The sequence below is a fragment of the Actinoplanes sp. NPDC048796 genome, assembly GCF_040650035.1.
GTDB lineage: Bacteria > Actinomycetota > Actinomycetes > Mycobacteriales > Micromonosporaceae > Actinoplanes.
The window spans coordinates 535,094-551,346 of the sequence record NZ_JBEZGO010000003.1; the positions used below are offsets into that span (position 1 = coordinate 535,094).

Here is a 16,253-nt window from a genome sequence, read left to right on the forward strand (position 1 = left end):
CGTCACCTGGCAGAAGAGCCGGCGCAGCAACCCCAGCGGCAACTGCGTCGAGGCTGCCGTTCTCTCGAACGGTGACGTGGCCATGCGCAACTCTCGGGACCCCGAGGGCCCGGCCCTGATCTACACCCCGGCCGAGATCGAGGCGTTCCTGGGCGGAGTTCGCGACGGCGACTTCGACAACCTGCTCGCCTGAGAACAGGTCAAAAAGACCAAAGACTAGAGGCGTACGAGACTGCAGCTCGTACGCCTCTAGTGTGAAACCCGAAAAAAGCCGTCAGGCCGGTCGGCCGATCTCGTGCAGCAGCTTGCCGAGGATCTCCGGCGTGTGGTTGGGCGGCTCGGCGTCGATGCAGACGCGCTCCATAGCCATCGCGTACTGGTCGACGTCCTCGCGCTTGTCCAGATAGATCGCGCTGGTCAGCTGCTCGACGTAGACGACGTCGGGCAGCTCCGGCTCGGGGAAGCGCAGGATCGCGAACGGCCCGCCCGCGGCCGCGTGACCGCCGGCGTGGAACGGAATGATCTGGAGCCGCACGTTCGGCTTCTTGGCCGCCTCGATCAGGAACTCGATCTGGGCCCGCATCACGTCGATGCCGCCGATCGGCCGGCGCAGCACCGCCTCGTCGATCACCGCCCAGAGCTGTGGCGCGTCGCCCGGCCGGTCGAGGATGGCCTGGCGCTGGCGACGGAGTTCGACCCGCCGGTCGATTTCCTCGGGCGTGACTCCCGCGTGGCCCAGCATGATGACGGCGCGGGCGTAGTCGGACGTCTGAAGCAGACCCGGAACGAACTGGATCTCGTATGTACGAATCAGCGTCGCCGCCGCCTCGAGGCCCAGATAGGACTGGAACCACCCGGGCATGACATCGCTGAACTGCTGCCACCAGCCGGGGTTGTTCGCCTGCCGCGCCAGCACGAGCAGCGATTCGCGCTCGGCGGCGTCCCTCACCCCGTACAGGGTCAGCAGGTCGTTGACGTCCCGCTCCTTGAAACTGACCCGGCCGAGCTCCATGCGACTGATCTTGGAGCCGGAGGCCCGGATCTCCCACCCGGCGTCCTCACGGGTGATCCCCTTGGCTTCGCGGAGCTTGCGCAACTGCGTGCCGAGCAGGATGCGCAGGACGGTAGGTCCGCCGGTCGGCGCCTCCTCCTGCTGCGTACCCGCGCTCACCTGACTCCTCGTCATAGCTGTGTGTGGGCTGCCGGCCGCAGTCCCCAAGCATCCTAAGGGGGAGATCTCCCCAGGCGAAACATCCCAAGCCTAATGCCCAGAGCATTCGCCCACTGCGGATGCACGTGCATCCGGCCTTGCGAACGCACCTGTCGGCGAGGATGATAGCTGACAGACACGCACCGATTGCTGACAGAGCGTGCTGAAAGTTCGGCTTCTCGGCCGATGCGGGGGTTCCAGGTGGTGATTACCACCCTGACGTCCGTGTCCCCGAGATCTGGGAGGGTCCACTCGATGTCCACGGCACCGACCGCTACCCCCACCATCGCCCCACCTCAGCGGGACCCGGCGGACGTCGCGCCCGCCGACAGCTACCACCCGTCCGACCGGGTGTGGGTCTACCGCGACGGCTGGCGCGCCGGAGTGATCGAGGCGGCCTCGCCTCGCGCGGTGACCGTCACCTACCGGCCCGGCGCCCACCTCGGCACCGGCGTCGACACGTTCACCGCCCCCTACGTGGCGGCTCGCTCGTCCGAGGACGCGGCGGTCGACCGCCGTCAGCCGTTCCCCGGCCGCGGCAGCCTGTACACCCAGTCCGGCCTTCCACTGCGCCACTCGGCCGCATGACCGGCGCGGTCACCGTGGCCGCGGTAGTCGGCCTGCTGAGTCTCCTGTCGGGCGTGTGGCTGGGCTGGCGCCTCCGCCAGACCAACAACCCGTGCCCCACATGCGGCGTCCCGCACGCCGCCACCACCTCCGGCGGTTCCTGAGCCGGCGGCACACTTCGAGCACTCGCCCGGCGGGCGAGTGCTCTTTCGTGTCACCCGACCGGGTCGATGTTGAAGTTGTCCCGGAAGACGTTGTCCGGGTCGTACTGCTTCTTCAGGGCCCGGAGCCGGGTGAGCGACTTCTCCGGCCACGCTTCGTGCACACGTTCGGGGCTCAGGTCGGTCTCGAACGAGAGATAGAGGCCCCGGAAGTGGGACGCCATCGCCGCCCATTTTTCGTCCAGTTTGTCCTTTGAGGACCCGAAAGCGACGACTGAGAAGTTAGCCGATCGGTGCGAATAGGCCGTGGCGTTCTCCGGTACGTCGGCGACCGCCCCACCGACCGAGCGCACCTGGAAGAAGTAGACGGTTCCCGAGGCCAGCAGGTCGGCCACCGCCTCGCAGAAGCCGGGCGTGAGGTGGTCGATGAGACCCGATCGGGCCACCGGCTCGCCCTGGCCCTCGTGGGTCGCGTCCGGCACGTTCATGACCCCGGCGTACGGCACCAACTGCACCTGCTGGTCGAGCAGCGGGGCGATCCGCGCGATCGGCGTGAACCGCTCGATGATGGTCTCCGGCTTCACGGCGTCCACCACCCCGTACACCTGGGCCAGCGATTGTCCCCGGCGCGGCGGTCCCATGATGAGGTTGGTCGTGACGTCGCGCGGCGCGGCCTCCATCGCCTCGCCCCACGCCCGCAGCAGCCCGGCCGGGTCCGACGCCTCGAACACGAACTGGCCGAAGCCGACATCACCGATCTCGTCCACCTGGAACTCGAAGGCGGTCACGATGCCGAAGTTGGCTCCGGCACCGCGTACGGCCCAGAAAAGCTCCTGATTCTCCTCGTCGCTGACCCGGACCCGGCTGCCGTCGGCGAGCACCATCTCCGCCGCCCGCACATGATCGATGGTCAGGCCGTGCTCGCGGGCCAGCCAGCCGATGCCACCGGCCGTGGCCAGGCCGCCCACCCCCACGCCGCCGTAGTCGCCACTGCTCAGCGCCCACCCGTGCGGCGCCAGCACCGCGGCCACGTCCTTCCAGCGGGCGCCGGCCTCGACCCGCACCAGGCGATGCTCGGCCGACAGGACGGTGATGTCGCGCATCGACGACAGGTCGATCACGATGCCACCGTCGTTCGTGGACCGTCCGCTGATGCCGTGCCCGCCGCTGCGTACCGCCAAGGGCACGTCCTGGTCACGGGCGAACGCCAGCGCCTCGACGACCTGCCCGGCGTCGCGCGGCTGGATCACCAGACCCGGCGAGCCGCCGCGCATGTAGGTGGAGCGCACCTTGGCGTACCCGAAATCGCCGGGCTCGACGGCCGAGAGCGAAGGCGGGAGACCGTCGTAGTCGATGTCGTCACGCCGCTGCGCGAGCACCGCGGCGCTGCGGACCGGCCCGGTCGTCACGCCGCCCCGGGCGCGTTCCCGGCCGACCGCCTCGCGCACCGCCGGGATCACCTCGGTCGCGAAGCGCTGCATCTCCTGCGGGTCGTCAGTGCCGAGGATGAAGGTCGCGATGCCGTTGTCCAGCGCCATCGGCACGAGCTCGCCGATCCACTCCTCCGGCGACTTCCCCGGCCCGCCGATGTTGAGCAGCCGCCGGATCTCCCGCGGATCACGACCGGCGCTTGTGGCCGCCTCGTCGATCAGCTCATTGCCGCGGGCGAGATCACCCGGCTTGAGGTACGAGAGGGACGGCAGCCAGCCGTCGGCCTTGGCACCCACCAGGCGCAACATCCGCGGTTTGTAGGCGCCCACCCAGATCGGCACCTCGTGCTCCGGCGCCGGCCCGCGCTTGGCCCCCGCCAGCTCGTAGTACGTACCGGCGTACCGCAAATGGTTGGTGTCGGCCTCGTTCCACAGCTCCCGGATGACGTCGATGGCCTCGCCGAGCTGCTCCACCGACTCGCCGGGCGACCGCCGGGGAAAGCCCATGGCCACCATCGCGTCCCAGAACGCTCCCGCGCCCAGGCCGAGGGCGAGCCGCCCGCCGGAGAGCAGGTCGAGGCTGGCGGCGGCGCGGGCCAGCACGGGCGCGGGCCGCATCGGCAGGTTGAGCACGTTGCCGGCCAGGTGGATGGTCTCCGTCTGAGCGGCCACCCAACTCAGCAGCGTCCACGTGTCCAGGAACGCCGGCTGGTACGGGTGGTCCTGGAACGTGACCAGGTCGAAGCCGAGCTGCTCACTGAGCTGCGCGCGAGCGACAGCGGCCCTGGGCGGATTGTTGACGGGCGTGATGAACGTCCCGAATTCGAGCGGGTGACCGTAATCCACATGTTGATCGTAGGTGTGCCGCGTGACGGAGCGTACGTTTTTGAGCACAGGGTGGTGGGTATCTATGCCGCCGTCCGGCATCCCCCCCGCGGAGGTGGTCTGGCGTGCTCGACCCCACTGACAAGGCCGCCTTCGACGGCATGGTGACCCAGCTGCGCGAGGTCGACCCGCGCTTCTGCCGGCGCGTGGACCGGATGAGCCGGCCCAAGCGCCGGCTCAAGACGGCCCTCGCGATTCTGTTGTGGACGGTGGCGCCGCTGTGCATCGTCTATGGCGGCTGGACCGGCCTGCTCCTGGCCGTCCTGGCCGTCGGCTACGGGACGTACCTGTTCAACCGGCGCAACGGCACCTCACCGGCGCCGATGTGGTGGACGGCGCCGCGGAAGCACGCTTAGCGCCACTTCTCCCCGGTAAGCCGCTCGTACACCTCGATGTACCTGTTACGGGTCGCTTCGACCACCTCGTCCGGAATTTCCGGACCGGGTTCGGTACGGTCCCAGTCCGTGTTGTGGGTGGCCCAGTCCCGCAGGAACTGCTTGTCGAGGTAGCGCTGCGTCCCACCCGGCTTCCACTCGTCGGCCGACCAGAACCGCGCGGCGTCCGGCGTGAGCAGTTCGTCGGCCAGCTTCAGCGACCCGTCCTTCGCGACCCCAAGCTCGATCTTGGTGTCCGCGATGATGATCCCCTTGGCCGCGGCGATCTCCGACCCCCGCCGGTACACCTCGAGCGTGATCCGCTTGAGCTCGGCGGCCCGCTCGGCGCCAAGCTTCGCCTCGACATCGGCGTACGTCATGAACTCGTCGTGCCCCTGCCCCGGCGGCACCTTGGTGGTGGGCGTGTAGATGGGCTCGGGCAGCTGAGACCCCTCGATGAGCCCCGGCGGCAGCTCAACACCGGAGACGGCGCCGTCCCGCTCGTACTCCTTGAGCCCCGACCCGGCGAGATAACCACGGGCGATGCACTCCACCATGACCATGTCGAGCCGCTCACACCGCACGGCCCGCCCGGCCCACTCAGCGGGCACATCGGTGGCGGAGATGATGTGGTTGGGCACGACATCAGCGAGCTGCTCAAACCACCAGAGCGACAGCTGGGTGAGGATCTTCCCCTTGTCCGGGATGGCGGTAGGCAGCACAACGTCATAAATCGAGATCCGGTCCGACGCCACCAGGAGGATGTCCTCCCCATCGGCATAGATCTCCCGGATCTTCCCCGAGTGCAACAGCTCCACGTGCTCCCCTTAGCCAAGACGGTGTGCCCTGCTCACGCTATCCGACCCAGTGAGGCCCCGATTGGCGACTGGGCGTCGGTCCGTGATCGTGCAAACTGTCGCGGTGCCAGACGAGCTCCCCGCGGGACTGTACGAGACGGTAGTCACCGATTCCCTTCTGACCGCACTTCAGGACCTAGACCCTCAACTCGTCAAGACAAAGGGACTTCGGCCCGCCGATGCCTCCGACCGCATTGCGCAGTTGATCGCGCGCCAGGTCCTCCGCGCCCTCGACACGGTGGGCCAGGACGAGCGCGTCGCGGTCGGGGTCGAGGTGGCGCAGTTGCTCACCGACGCGCTGAACGGTCGGCTACCGAAGGCCAACGTGAAGGCCGATCGGGCGACGGCTCCGGGGCAGGTGCTCACTGCCGTCGCGGAGTGGCGGCCGGATCGCTCGGAGCATGTACCGGCGTCACCGCTGATCCCTCTCCTCGACACCACCCTGCTGACCAACTCGCGAGGCGAGCCGACAGTGGGCAGCCAGGTGCTGCGCGAAATCGAGTCGGCCGACGCCATCGACGTCGTGATGGCGTTCGTCCGCAAGAGCGGCATCCGGCCCCTGCTGCCGTCTCTGCGTCGGCACACCGAGCGTGGTCGTCGGCTGCGAGTCCTCACCACCACCTACACCGGGTCAACCGAGGCGGCGGCACTGGACGAACTCGCCGACCTCGGCGCCGACATTCGCATCTCGTACGACACGACCACCACCCGCTTGCACGCGAAGGCCTGGCTGTTCCACCGGGACAGTAGCTTCAGCACCGCTTATGTCGGCTCCTCCAACCTCACCCATTCCGCGCAGACCGCCGGCATGGAGTGGAACGTTCGGGTATCGGCCGCCCGCAACCTCGACGTGATCGACAAGATCAGGGCGGTCTTCGACAGCTACTGGGCGAGCGCGGACTTCATTCCGTACGCCAAAGAGCAGTTCCAACGGTCGCTCGACCGGATGCGCCAATCCGACAAGGGCGACCAGTTCACCCTCAGCCCGGTCGAGATTCGCCTCGAACCGTTCCAGGAGCGCCTGCTGGAACTCGTTGAGCTGTCCCGAACGAACGGGCACCACCGCAATCTGCTCGTCTCGGCCACCGGCACCGGCAAGACCGTGATGGCCGCGATCGACTACGCCCGGCTCCGCCCGCGGTTGCCTCGGGCTCGGCTTCTCTTCGTCGCCCACCGCCAGGAGATCCTGAGCAAGAGTCGCGCCACCTTCCGGCACGCGTTGCGCGATCACGCCTTCGGCGAGTTGTGGGTGGGCAACGACCGGCCGAGCGCCTTCGACCACGTCTTCGCCTCGATCCAGAACCTCACCGAGAAACGCCTGGAGGTACTGGCCGAGGATCACTTCGACGTGATCATCGTCGATGAGTTCCACCATGCGGCGGCGCCGTCGTATGCGGCTCTGCTCGACAAGCTCAAGCCGCGGGAGCTGCTCGGCCTGACCGCCACCCCGGAACGGACCGACGGCCTACCGATTCTGCACTGGTTCGGCGACCGGATCGCGGCCGAGTTGCGCCTGTGGGACGCCATCGAACAGCACCGGCTCGCGCCCTTCATGTATTACGGCATCCATGACGGCATCGATCTGACCGACGTCCCGTGGCGGCGAGGGCAGGGTTACGACACCGAAGCGCTCACCGAGAAGTACATCGCCAACGGCTCCTGGGCTCGCCTGGTCTTCCAGCAGCTCGTCGACCACGTTGATGACGTCGCCACGGTCCGTTGCCTGGGCTTCTGCGTCAGCGTCGCGCATGCCCAGCACATGGCCGCGCAGTTCAAGGAAATCGGCCTTCGGGCGGTGGCCGTTTCCGGGAACACGCCAGCCGACGAGAGGGCGAAGGCGCTCACCGACTTGGAAGCCGGCAAGATCCAGGTCGTCTTCTCGGTGGACCTCTTCAATGAGGGCGTCGACATCCCGCTGGTGGACACGCTGCTGATGCTGCGGCCCACCGACAGTGCCACCCTGTTCCTGCAACAGCTCGGCCGCGGACTGCGCCTCGCTCCGGGGAAGAACTTCTGCACGGTGCTCGACTTCGTGGGGCAACACCGACGCGAATTCCGCTTCGACCGACGCTATCGGGCCCTTCTCGGCGGCACTCGTCTGGATCTTGAGCACGCCATCGAAGAGGGCTTCCCTTTCCTACCGCCCGGCTGTCACATGGAACTCGACAAGGTCGCGCAGGACATCGTGCTGCGGAATGTTCGCGAGGCGGTGCCGTCCAAGTGGCCGGCCAAGGTACAAGAACTGCGGGCCCTGCACCACGCCGGCGGTGAGGTCTCGCTCGCGCGCTACCTGCGCGAAACGGGCCTCGAGTTGCAGGACGTCTATGCCAGCAACCACACCTGGTCCGAGATGCTGGAGAACGCGGGTCTTCCGGTCCAGCCGGCCGGACCGCACGAGCAGCCGCTGCGCCGAGCCATTGGCCGCATGCTGCACGTGGACGACCGCAAGCGGTTGGACGGCTACCTCCCGTTCCTGGAGGAACGGCCCGAGGTAAGCACGATGAGCACGGCGGAGCGTCGACTGCTGCGCATGCTCGTCGCGAACCTCAGCAACCAGGTGCTGACCAAACACCAGTCCATGCAAGAGGCCGTGAACCTGGTTTGGGACCATCCCCAGGTGCTGGCCGAGGCCCGGGAACTGATAACCACGTTGCACGACGCGCCGGCCCACCTGTCCTACGACGCCCTGCCCGAGGTTCCGCTCCAAGTTCATAGCCGCTACACGCGCATCGAGATGCTGGCGGCGGTGCGGGATGACGCCGTCGCCAAGACCCCGGAGTGGCGTGAAGGGGTCTATGACGCCGCGGCGATCGGCGCCGATCTGCTGGCCTTCACCCTCGACAAGACCAGCGGGGATTTCTCGCCCACCACGCGCTACCGCGATTACGCGATCAGCCCGGAATTGATCCACTGGGAAAGTCAGTCGCTGACGTCGGCGGACAGTCCGACCGGCCGCCGCTATCAGCGGCATGCCTCGATGGACCGGCACATCCTGCTTTTCGCCCGCGAGAACACCGACGAGCGTGCGTTCTGGTTCCTGGGCCCTGCCACTTACGTCAGTCATGAGGGCGAGCGTCCGATGGCGGTGACCTGGAAGCTGGACATTCCCCTCTCCGGCGACCTGTTCGCGGCCTTCGCCGCAGCTGTCGCATAACGCAAGCGCCGCCCGGTCTCAGTTGCTGACCGGGCGGCGTTCGGAAGTGCTTAGGCGGGCTGCTCCGCCGGGCGGCGGAAGAGGACCAGGGACGGGGACAGGGTGTAGCCCTTGACTCGGATCAGGGCTACCGCGCCGGCCACCGCCGCGACTGTGGTTACGGCGCCGGCCAGGAGCAGGGACTCTCGGGGGCCGATCGTGTCGCAGAGCCAGCCCACCGCCGGGGCGCCGACCATGCCCGAGAGCGAGGACACCAGGCCCAGGGTGGCCAGGACTCGGCCTCGCATGTCCTCTCGGGTGTCGAGCTGGACTCGGGTCGAGACGACCGTGTCGAAGATGACGGCGCCGGCGGCGATGGGGAGGATCAGGGCGGCGAAGCCGAGCACGTTCGGGGCCAGGCCGGAGCAGAACTGCAGGACGCTGATGAAGAAGCCGGTGGCCAGGAGGACCCGCAGGGTGGAGCGGCCACTGCCGGCCAGGAGCAGGCCGCCGGCCACGGCGCCTACCGCGAAAACGGTCGAAAGGAAGCCGTACGAGCCGGACGAGCCGGACAGCGGGCCGGCGACCATGGCGGCCATCGAGACCTGGTAGTTGCGGCCCAGGGAGCCCAGGATGAAGGACAGGGCCAGGACGATGAGCACGGCGGGCTGGGACAGGACGTAGCGGAAGCCGGCCACGATGCCGCGCGCGGAGGCGGGGGCGACCGTCAAGGTGCGCATTTCGCCCGTACGCATCAGGCACAGCGCGCCGACGACCGCGAGGTACGACGCCGCGTTGATGGCGAACAGGGCCGACGGGCCGGTGATGCCGACCAGGACGCCGCCCAGGGCCATGCCGCCGATGCGGCCGGCCGAGCTGAGGACCGAGCCCAGGGCCAGGGCCGAGCCCAGCGACTCGGCGGGGACCAGGGCCGAGCCGAAGCGGCCCAGCATCGGGCCCTCGAAGGAGCTGATCACGCCGGAGAGCAGGGCCACGGCGTAGATGGTCCAGTTGGCGTGGCCGAACAGCAGGGCCACGGCCAGGAGGGCTCGCACCATCTGAAACGCCATCAGGAACGGGCGGGCCGGCAGGCGGTCGGCCAGGGCGCCACCCCAGCTGCCCAGCAGCAGCACGGGCAGGGCCTGCAGCATGACGACCAGGCCCATGGTGGCGGCCGAGCCGGTCGCGGACAGGATGAGCCAATTCAGCCCGAGCACCTGCATCCACGTGCCGCCCACCGAGACCAGGTCGGCAGCGGCCCAGAGACGGTAATTGCGCACTCGCAGCAGCGCGAACATCGGAGCCAAAGCGGCGGCACCTCCACAGGAAAGCGGCGCCGTCCCTCGGCGCCGCCTGCCTGTTCGGGAAGTGACCCCCGACCGCTTCGGCCTAATCGAGCCGCACTACCAACACGCAACCAGCGGAGTTGTAAACCCGGAGACTTCAGAGGTACGCGGTCACGGCCACCGCCGAAACCTGTTAGAACCCGCCCCAGCGACGGGGCAGCTGCAACGAAGGCTCCTCACCGGCCTCCGGCCGGTTCGTCACTCAGGGCGCAAGAACCGTCAAACGGTTCTTCGACACCGCAAAGACCCGCCCGTCCTTCACGATCTGAAACCCCTCCACGGTGCCGACCTGCGCCCCGGTCGCCGCGCTCAACACCGCCCCGCCGGTGTAGATCAGGCCGCCGGCCCGTACCGGCTGGCCGGCGACCGCGGGCAGCTGCCGCCACCACACCCGCCGGCCGGTGCTCATGTCGAGGGCTTCGACAGTGCGTTCGGCCGATCGGTACACGCGGCGGCCGTCGGTAGCGATCAGCGCGCTCTGCTTGCCCTCGGCCGTCCACAGCTGGGCGCCGTCGGAGGCGCGGACGGCCGTCAGCGCCGTACCGTCCGAAACGAGGAACCGGTCGGCCGCGGGGGTGGCGCTCTCGGCGTACCAAATGCGATTTTTGGTCCAGGACGCGACGCCCGAGGTGATCGTGACCGCCGTGGTCGTCTTGCCCTTGACCAGCAGCAAGCGGCCGTTCGCGGAGACCCCGGAGGCCTCGTAGAGGGCCTTGCGCCACACCTCACGGCCGTCCGTGGCGCGGTAGGCGACGGTCACCTGCTCGTCCGAGGGTGAACCGCCGGAGATCACGACCACGCCCTTGTCGACGACGAACGAGGCCACCGGCACCGGCGACGCGATCCGCCAGCGCACCCGCCCGGTCGCCACGTCGAGGCCCACGATCCGCCCGTTGGGGTCGCTCATCGACTGGCAGTCGGTGTTCGCGGCGACCAGCACGCCACCGGAGATCGCCATCGACGGGGTGCTCGAGTCATCCGGGTCGTCCCAGTCGAACCGCCAGGCGAGGCGCCCGGTCATCGCCCGATAGGACGAGATGCCCCTCTCGTCCGTGGCGATGACCGAGCCGTCGCCGCCGCCGCTGATCAGGGGCGCCGACGGGCCGCCGCACGCGCCCCCCTTCTCGCGCAGCGCGACCGACCACCGCGGGGCGAGCCCGCCGACGGTGCCGGCGTTGACGACGGATTCGCCCGGGTTGTAGAAGCTGTCCTCGGCGTCGTAGCCGGCGTGGTCCCAGCCGGCCGGGCCGGGCGCCGCAAGAGTCAGCGCCAGAAGCAAAGATGAACAAAAAGGACTAAACACCCAGACAACGTACGCGAAAAGGCGGCCCCGCCAGGCCGCCTTCCGGTTTCACGCTACTACCCGTTCATCAACTTGAGCATCTGCTGAATCTCGCCCTGCCGGGACTGCTTGACCCGCTCGCCGAACTTCTTGGCCTCGGCGTTCTGGCCGCCGGTGGCCTCGATCTTCGACATCTCCATCGCCTGGTGCTGATGAGCCAGGAAGAGGTTGAGGAACGCGGTGTCGAACTCGGACGCCTTCACCGTGCCCAGCGCCTTGATCTCCGCCGCACCCGTGCCGGGCAGGCCGCCGTGGTCGGCGTGCAAGCTGGCCGCGGTGTCGGCGGTGGTCTTGGCGCCCCAGCCGGCGAGCCACGACTGGATCATCGCGAGCTCGTCCTTCTCGGTGGCCTGGATGGCTTGGGCCAGCGTGCGCAGCTCGGGGTTCTGGGCCCGCTTGACGGCGGTCGAGGTCATCTCGAGCCCCTGCTTCTGGTGGTAGGCCAGCATCTGCAGGAACATCACATCGGTCTCGTTGTGCTCGTCGCCGGCCTTGATCTCGGCGACCGCCACGGCTTCACTCGTGGGCGCCGCCTTGCTTTCCGGCGCGGCCTTCTTGTCCGTTCCGCAGGCGCCGAGCAGCAGCGGCGCGACCAGGGCGGCGACGATCAGGCGGCGCTTCACAGCGGGAGCCAGAGGGCGAGGGTGTAGATCGACGGCTCCCAGCTGACGATCGACGTGTGCGACTGGCGGGTCTGGTAGCGCGTGCCCTTGTAGGTCACGACGTCACCCGTCTTGTAGGACACGCCGGGGGCCCACGCGGCCCCGCCGGCCGCCGGCGGAGCGGTCGTAGCGGTCGCCGTGGGAGCGGTCGTTCCGGGAGCGGTCGTCGGTGCCTTGGTAGGCGTGGTCGCAGTAGGCGCAGTTGTCGGGGCGCTGGTGGTGGGCGCCGTTGTCGGTGCCGTCGTGGGCGTCGATGAGGACGACCCGCCGATGTTCAGGTCCACGCAGTTGTAGAAGGCGTTCGCGGTGTCGGCGATGTTCCACACGGCGAGGACCTTCTGCCGGCCCGGGAACTTGGACAGGTCGACGGTGTGATTGACGACCGCCGCCGGCTGCGCGCCGCCGTCGTCGAACGTGGCGACCTTCGTCCCGCCGATGAAGTAGTCCCAGGTCGAGGTCTTGTGGCGCGCCGTCAGGACCCAGCTGAAGTTGACCGAGGAGCCGACGGCCTTGGCCGGCCAGTTCCGTGACTCGTCGGACAGCACCGAGAACTGGGACACCCCGCCATCGCACGACTTCAAGCCCTTCGGTCCCTCGACGGACTGGGGCTCGAACTGGATCTGCCCGCAGTTCGACACCGCCCCCGACGCGCACAGCGCCTGACGGCTGGGCGGCGAGGACACGTATCCGTGGGCCAGGGCGGGCGAGGCGACCGTCAGAGTCGCACCCGCCGTCATACCGAGGGCCAGCAGTGGGTAGGCGATCTTCCTGCGCATGTCAGCTCTCTCCGTCGAGGTCGTCCCGGCATTTACCGGCGGAACGCTATGAGGAGCTGCCATAACGGAGCCTTAAAGGCACCGGAAAGGATCATGAAACCGACACCCCGGCATCTGAGGCGCAGGAATCGATGGACATCGACGGCTAGTCGGATCGAGGACAGAGTCGGGCGGATGACAGCACTACCGTGAGTACGCATCACATTCACGGAGAGGAATGGTCGGTGTGCCAATCGCGGTGAGTCTCCAGGTTCCGTCCGTCCAAACGAATGCGATCAAGGACGGCGCGAAATACGGTGCGCCGATGACTACGAGCGCCAACTCCGTCATCGCCGCGATCGATGTCCGCCGTCCGGGCTTGAAACTCGCCAAGAAGCACTCGCTGATGTTCTTCGTCCAGGGCCACCACATCGCCCATTTCGACAGTCCGCTGTTCGACGAACCCATCACCGCCACCGACCGGGGTGTCTCAGTTCCCGATGCCGACGGCAGCCCGGCCGAGCAGCCGGACAGCGAGGGCCCGCTCAACACCATCGGCTACGTCATCGAGCGCTACAGCGCTCTGTCCCCGGCCGACCTTCGCACCCTCATCCAGTCATCGCAGCCGTGGCAGGCCGCGACCAAGCCGGGAGGCGGCGGGCGCATCGACCTGGACATCCTGCGTGACTGGTTCCGCCGCGACGACGAAACCAACGACCCCGACGACGAACGGCCCAACCAGGCCGAACGTGCCCAGGCCAACGAACTCTGGAAGACCCACAAGGCGCAGCAAGCCTCCTGACCTGCGAGGGAGCGGTATGGCCGAACCATATGGCCCGTGGCGGCTCGACGACTTCGAATCGAAGTTTGACGAGTGGAGTCGGACCGTTCCGCTCCCCGGCAAGGTTTACGCCGACATCGAAAGGTGGATCACTACTCGCACTGACCGCCCACGAGGCGACGCCGTCTTGGTCGACGGTGAGGAAGACGTATGGCTGGCCCCAGTGGCCTACCTCCCCGATCTGGACAGCGGTCTGCAGCGGGTCGTATGCGCCTATCGAATCATCGAGGTCGAGCATCGGATCGTGTGCGAGCTATTCGCGGTCCTGCCGACTTCGATCGGCGCGGAGGCGGACATGTGAGCAGCCACTGGGAGTTGAAAGAGTTCAAGGTGCTGTTTCCTCGCTGGCGTGACCTCAGCCAACCGAAACCTCCCGCCCACGTGGTGAAGCGCGTCGACATCTGGTGGCGTGGCCTCGAGTTCTCCCCTGATCGCCCGCGCGCTGACCGGGTCAGCCCGGACAGAGACCACGTCGGCAACCTGTGGTGGACATGGGTTCCGAACGGCGACTGGACTGATGAACAGAAACGCCGGTTCCGGGTCGTCTGCTATCTGCGAGTCTTCGAGAAGGATGATCCGCGGCAGATCGTCTGCGAAAAGTTCGAGACATGCGAGGCCGTATCGCCGCCGGCAGGAACCGTCGCCTGAGCACAGCCGCTGGTCAGCGAGGTACCGCGTGCCACCGAAAGACACACCCGGAATTGCCGCTTAGGGGACGAGGCGCCGGCCCCGATCGGGCGCCTGGAGGAAGATACCGACCCGGGCGCCGCCGAGCGGGCTGCGGGAGACCACGAGCTGACCGCCGACCTCCTCGGCTGCCCGTCGCACGATGTCCAGGCCCAGCCCGGTCGAGCCGGCCCCGCTCACCCCGCGCTGCACCGACCGTGACGGGTTGGCGATGCCCGGGCCGGCGTCGTCGACCAGCAGCCCGGCCGCCGAGACGCTGACCCGGAAGGCGGTGCCGTCCGGGGTGTGCGAGAAGACGTTGCCGAGGATCGCGTCGACCACGCCGATCAGCTCGCTGCGCGGGATCGTCACCATGACCGGCTCGTCGCCGCCGACCACCTCCCACGGCCGCTCCTGGTCCTCGGCCAGCACCGACCAGAAGGCGAGCCGGTCGGCCAGCACCTCGACCAGGTCGGTCTGTTCGCGGCCGCGCGCCTCCACCCCGAGCCGAGCTCCCTTGATGATCGCCTCAAGCTCCTCGTCCAACAGGTCGCAGGCCTGGCGCATGCGCTCGCCGATCGGGCCGGGCGGCATCGCTTCCGCGTCGAGGCGGAGCGCCGTCAACGGCGTACGCAATCGGTGTGAAAGATCCGCCGCCAGCTCGCGTTCCTTGTCCATGAGGCTGCGCAGGTCGTCGGCCATCGCGTTGAAGGCGGTGGCCGCCTCGCGCAGCTCCGGCGGACCGTCCGGCTCGACCCGGGTGCCGAGCTCGCCGCCACCGAGCCGCCGGGCCGAACCGGCCAGCTCCCGGGTCGCCCGCACCAGCCGGCTGCCGAGCCGGTCGGCCAGCAACGTCGAGCCCGCGACCAGCGCGATGGCCAGCCCGCCGAGCACGACCCAGGCCATCCAGACACCGCGGCGCATCTCGGAGTCGGGCACGTAGACCTCGACCACCACCGTGCGGCCGTCGGTGAGCACGGTCGGCTGGAGATAGGCCACGCCGTCCGGGGCCGGCGCGAGAACGGACTTCCGGTCCTGGGCGACGATCGAGATCTGCGCGTCCGACAGGTGGGAGAAGCCGATCGCCGCGACATCGGGCAGATGGACGGCCATCCGGCCGGCGCCGCCGGCCGTCGTGCTGGCCACCGCGTTGGTCAGCAACGTCGGGTCGGCGTCCACGCCGAGCACGGTGACCAGCGACGTCGCCTGCTGACGGGCGTCACTGACCGCCCGGTCGTGCGCGATCTGCTGAACGGCCACGGCCAGTGGCACGAGGAACGCCAGCGCGACCATCGAGGTGATGGCCAGGGCGAGCCGGTTGAGCGCCCACCTCATCGCGGATCGACCATCATCACGCCCACCCCGCGCACAGTGTGCAGGAAGCGCGGCTTGGCCGCGGTCTCGCCCAGCTTGCGGCGCAGCCAGGAGATGTGGACGTCGATCGTCTGCTCCTCGCCGATCCGGGCCTGGTTCCAGACCTCGTTCATCAGCTCCCGCCGGCTGATCACCTGCCCGACCCGCTCGGCCAGGTAGGCCAGCACGTCGAACTCGCGCCGGGTCAGCTGCAACGGCTGCCCGCCCAGCTCGGCCCGGCGCTGCCGCGGGTTGATCACCAGGTCGCCCACGGTGATCGCGCTCGGCTGCTCCTCGGCCTGGGTGCGGGCCCGGCGCAGCACGGCGGCGATCCGGGCCAGGATGTGCCCGCCCGAGAACGGCTTGGTCACGTAGTCGTCGGCGCCCGCGCTGAGCAGCTGGATGATGTCGGCCTCGGAGCGCCGGGCGGTCGCCACGATCACCGGCACGTCGGAGACCGACCGCATCATCCGCAACGCGTCGGTGCCGTCGATGTCGGGCAGGCCGAGATCGAGAATGACCAGGTCAGGACGCTCGTCGGTGACAATCTTGAGAGCATCGGTGGCCCGCCCGACCGGCCGTACGACGTGCCCCGCATCGGTCAGGGCCCGGGACAGCGCGGCCGTGATGATGCGGTCGTCCTCGACCAGCAGGATCAGCGCCATGGCGTA

The 16,253-nt window shown here is 68.6% G+C and carries 17 protein-coding genes; 8 read left to right on the forward strand and 9 right to left on the reverse strand.

Features of this window, described 5'->3' with window-relative positions; translation table 11 throughout:
- Window positions 1-193 (forward strand): DUF397 domain-containing protein (locus tag AB0C26_RS16230; protein WP_360247420.1); only part of this gene is annotated, 193 nt, incomplete at its 5' end.
- An 81-nt stretch (window positions 194-274) separates the two neighbouring features.
- Here the strand turns inward: AB0C26_RS16230 and AB0C26_RS16235 are convergent.
- Window positions 275-1,171 carry a helix-turn-helix transcriptional regulator gene (locus AB0C26_RS16235; RefSeq protein WP_360247422.1) on the reverse strand — a complete coding sequence of 299 codons (897 nt, stop codon included), beginning with the start codon at window positions 1,169-1,171 and terminating at the stop codon, window positions 275-277.
- A gap of 294 nt (window positions 1,172-1,465) precedes the next feature.
- On the opposite strand from AB0C26_RS16235, the gene AB0C26_RS16240 reads away from it, so the two are divergent.
- Window positions 1,466-1,798 carry a hypothetical protein gene (locus tag AB0C26_RS16240; protein WP_360247424.1) on the forward strand — a complete coding sequence of 111 codons (333 nt, stop codon included), beginning with the start codon at window positions 1,466-1,468 and terminating at the stop codon, window positions 1,796-1,798.
- Complete coding sequence (locus tag AB0C26_RS16245; protein ID WP_360247426.1) at window positions 1,795-1,941, forward strand: hypothetical protein; 147 nt, start codon at window positions 1,795-1,797, stop codon at window positions 1,939-1,941. Before AB0C26_RS16240 ends, AB0C26_RS16245 begins: the two co-directional genes overlap by 4 nt.
- A gap of 50 nt (window positions 1,942-1,991) precedes the next feature.
- On the opposite strand, the gene AB0C26_RS16250 is transcribed toward AB0C26_RS16245, so the two are convergent.
- Complete coding sequence (locus tag AB0C26_RS16250) at window positions 1,992-4,214, reverse strand: LLM class flavin-dependent oxidoreductase (protein ID WP_360247428.1); 2,223 nt, start codon at window positions 4,212-4,214, stop codon at window positions 1,992-1,994.
- 104 nt (window positions 4,215-4,318) lie between these two features.
- On the opposite strand from AB0C26_RS16250, the gene AB0C26_RS16255 reads away from it, so the two are divergent.
- On the forward strand, window positions 4,319-4,609 hold the full coding sequence (locus AB0C26_RS16255) for a DUF3040 domain-containing protein (protein WP_360247430.1): 291 nt from the start codon (window positions 4,319-4,321) through the stop codon (window positions 4,607-4,609).
- Here the strand turns inward: AB0C26_RS16255 and AB0C26_RS16260 are convergent.
- Complete coding sequence (locus AB0C26_RS16260; protein ID WP_360247432.1) at window positions 4,606-5,445, reverse strand: phosphoribosylaminoimidazolesuccinocarboxamide synthase; 840 nt, start codon at window positions 5,443-5,445, stop codon at window positions 4,606-4,608. The two genes, AB0C26_RS16255 and AB0C26_RS16260, sit on opposite strands and share 4 nt — an antisense overlap.
- Before the next feature lie 103 nt (window positions 5,446-5,548).
- Here AB0C26_RS16260 and AB0C26_RS16265 point away from each other — a divergent pair, with 103 nt between their 5' ends.
- Window positions 5,549-8,638 (forward strand): DUF3427 domain-containing protein, encoded by a 3,090-nt coding sequence (locus AB0C26_RS16265; protein WP_360247434.1) that lies wholly within the window; start codon window positions 5,549-5,551, stop codon window positions 8,636-8,638.
- Between the two features lie 50 nt (window positions 8,639-8,688).
- Here AB0C26_RS16265 and AB0C26_RS16270 read toward each other — a convergent pair whose 3' ends face one another.
- The 4 genes from AB0C26_RS16270 to AB0C26_RS16285 all read right to left on the reverse strand — a co-directional run bounded on the left by AB0C26_RS16270 (window position 8,689) and on the right by AB0C26_RS16285 (window position 12,743).
- On the reverse strand, window positions 8,689-9,915 hold the full coding sequence (locus AB0C26_RS16270) for an MFS transporter (protein WP_360248277.1): 1,227 nt from the start codon (window positions 9,913-9,915) through the stop codon (window positions 8,689-8,691).
- A 250-nt stretch (window positions 9,916-10,165) separates the two neighbouring features.
- Window positions 10,166-11,242 (reverse strand): PQQ-binding-like beta-propeller repeat protein, encoded by a 1,077-nt coding sequence (locus tag AB0C26_RS16275; protein ID WP_360247436.1) that lies wholly within the window; start codon window positions 11,240-11,242, stop codon window positions 10,166-10,168.
- A gap of 80 nt (window positions 11,243-11,322) precedes the next feature.
- Entirely contained in the window at window positions 11,323-11,928 is a 606-nt protein-coding gene (locus AB0C26_RS16280) for a DUF305 domain-containing protein (RefSeq protein ID WP_360247438.1), read from the reverse strand.
- Window positions 11,925-12,743, reverse strand: coding sequence for a lytic polysaccharide monooxygenase (locus AB0C26_RS16285; RefSeq protein ID WP_360247439.1), 819 nt, complete (start codon window positions 12,741-12,743; stop codon window positions 11,925-11,927). The genes AB0C26_RS16280 and AB0C26_RS16285 overlap by 4 nt, the downstream gene beginning before the upstream one ends.
- Window positions 12,744-12,969: 226 nt before the next feature.
- Here AB0C26_RS16285 and AB0C26_RS16290 point away from each other — a divergent pair, with 226 nt between their 5' ends.
- The 3 genes from AB0C26_RS16290 to AB0C26_RS16300 are packed head-to-tail and all read left to right on the forward strand — an operon-like array spanning window position 12,970 to window position 14,211.
- Window positions 12,970-13,524 (forward strand): hypothetical protein, encoded by a 555-nt coding sequence (locus tag AB0C26_RS16290; RefSeq protein ID WP_360247441.1) that lies wholly within the window; start codon window positions 12,970-12,972, stop codon window positions 13,522-13,524.
- Between the two features lie 16 nt (window positions 13,525-13,540).
- Window positions 13,541-13,864, forward strand: a complete 324-nt coding sequence (locus AB0C26_RS16295) for a hypothetical protein (protein ID WP_360247443.1) — start codon at window positions 13,541-13,543, stop codon at window positions 13,862-13,864.
- Window positions 13,861-14,211, forward strand: a complete 351-nt coding sequence (locus AB0C26_RS16300; RefSeq protein WP_360247445.1) for a hypothetical protein — start codon at window positions 13,861-13,863, stop codon at window positions 14,209-14,211. Before AB0C26_RS16295 ends, AB0C26_RS16300 begins: the two co-directional genes overlap by 4 nt.
- 60 nt (window positions 14,212-14,271) lie before the next feature.
- On the opposite strand, the gene AB0C26_RS16305 is transcribed toward AB0C26_RS16300, so the two are convergent.
- Window positions 14,272-15,564 (reverse strand): HAMP domain-containing sensor histidine kinase, encoded by a 1,293-nt coding sequence (locus AB0C26_RS16305; RefSeq protein ID WP_360247447.1) that lies wholly within the window; start codon window positions 15,562-15,564, stop codon window positions 14,272-14,274.
- Entirely contained in the window at window positions 15,561-16,247 is a 687-nt protein-coding gene (locus AB0C26_RS16310; RefSeq protein ID WP_360247449.1) for a response regulator transcription factor, read from the reverse strand. The genes AB0C26_RS16305 and AB0C26_RS16310 overlap by 4 nt, the downstream gene beginning before the upstream one ends.
- Window positions 16,248-16,253 lie beyond the last annotated feature (6 nt).

What these genes read in the sequence shown, in the direction of transcription:
- AB0C26_RS16240 (WP_360247424.1), top strand. Translation starts at nt 1,466, where the DNA reads ATGTCCACGGCACCGACCGCTACCCCCACCATCGCCCCACCTCAGCGG.
- AB0C26_RS16245 (WP_360247426.1), top strand. Translation starts at nt 1,795, where the DNA reads ATGACCGGCGCGGTCACCGTGGCCGCGGTAGTCGGCCTGCTGAGTCTC.
- AB0C26_RS16270 (WP_360248277.1), bottom strand. Translation starts at nt 9,915, where the DNA reads ATGTTCGCGCTGCTGCGAGTGCGCAATTACCGTCTCTGGGCCGCTGCC.
- AB0C26_RS16285 (WP_360247439.1), bottom strand. Translation starts at nt 12,743, where the DNA reads ATGCGCAGGAAGATCGCCTACCCACTGCTGGCCCTCGGTATGACGGCG.
- AB0C26_RS16295 (WP_360247443.1), top strand. Translation starts at nt 13,541, where the DNA reads ATGGCCGAACCATATGGCCCGTGGCGGCTCGACGACTTCGAATCGAAG.
- AB0C26_RS16305 (WP_360247447.1), bottom strand. Translation starts at nt 15,564, where the DNA reads ATGAGGTGGGCGCTCAACCGGCTCGCCCTGGCCATCACCTCGATGGTC.
- AB0C26_RS16310 (WP_360247449.1), bottom strand. Translation starts at nt 16,247, where the DNA reads ATGGCGCTGATCCTGCTGGTCGAGGACGACCGCATCATCACGGCCGCG.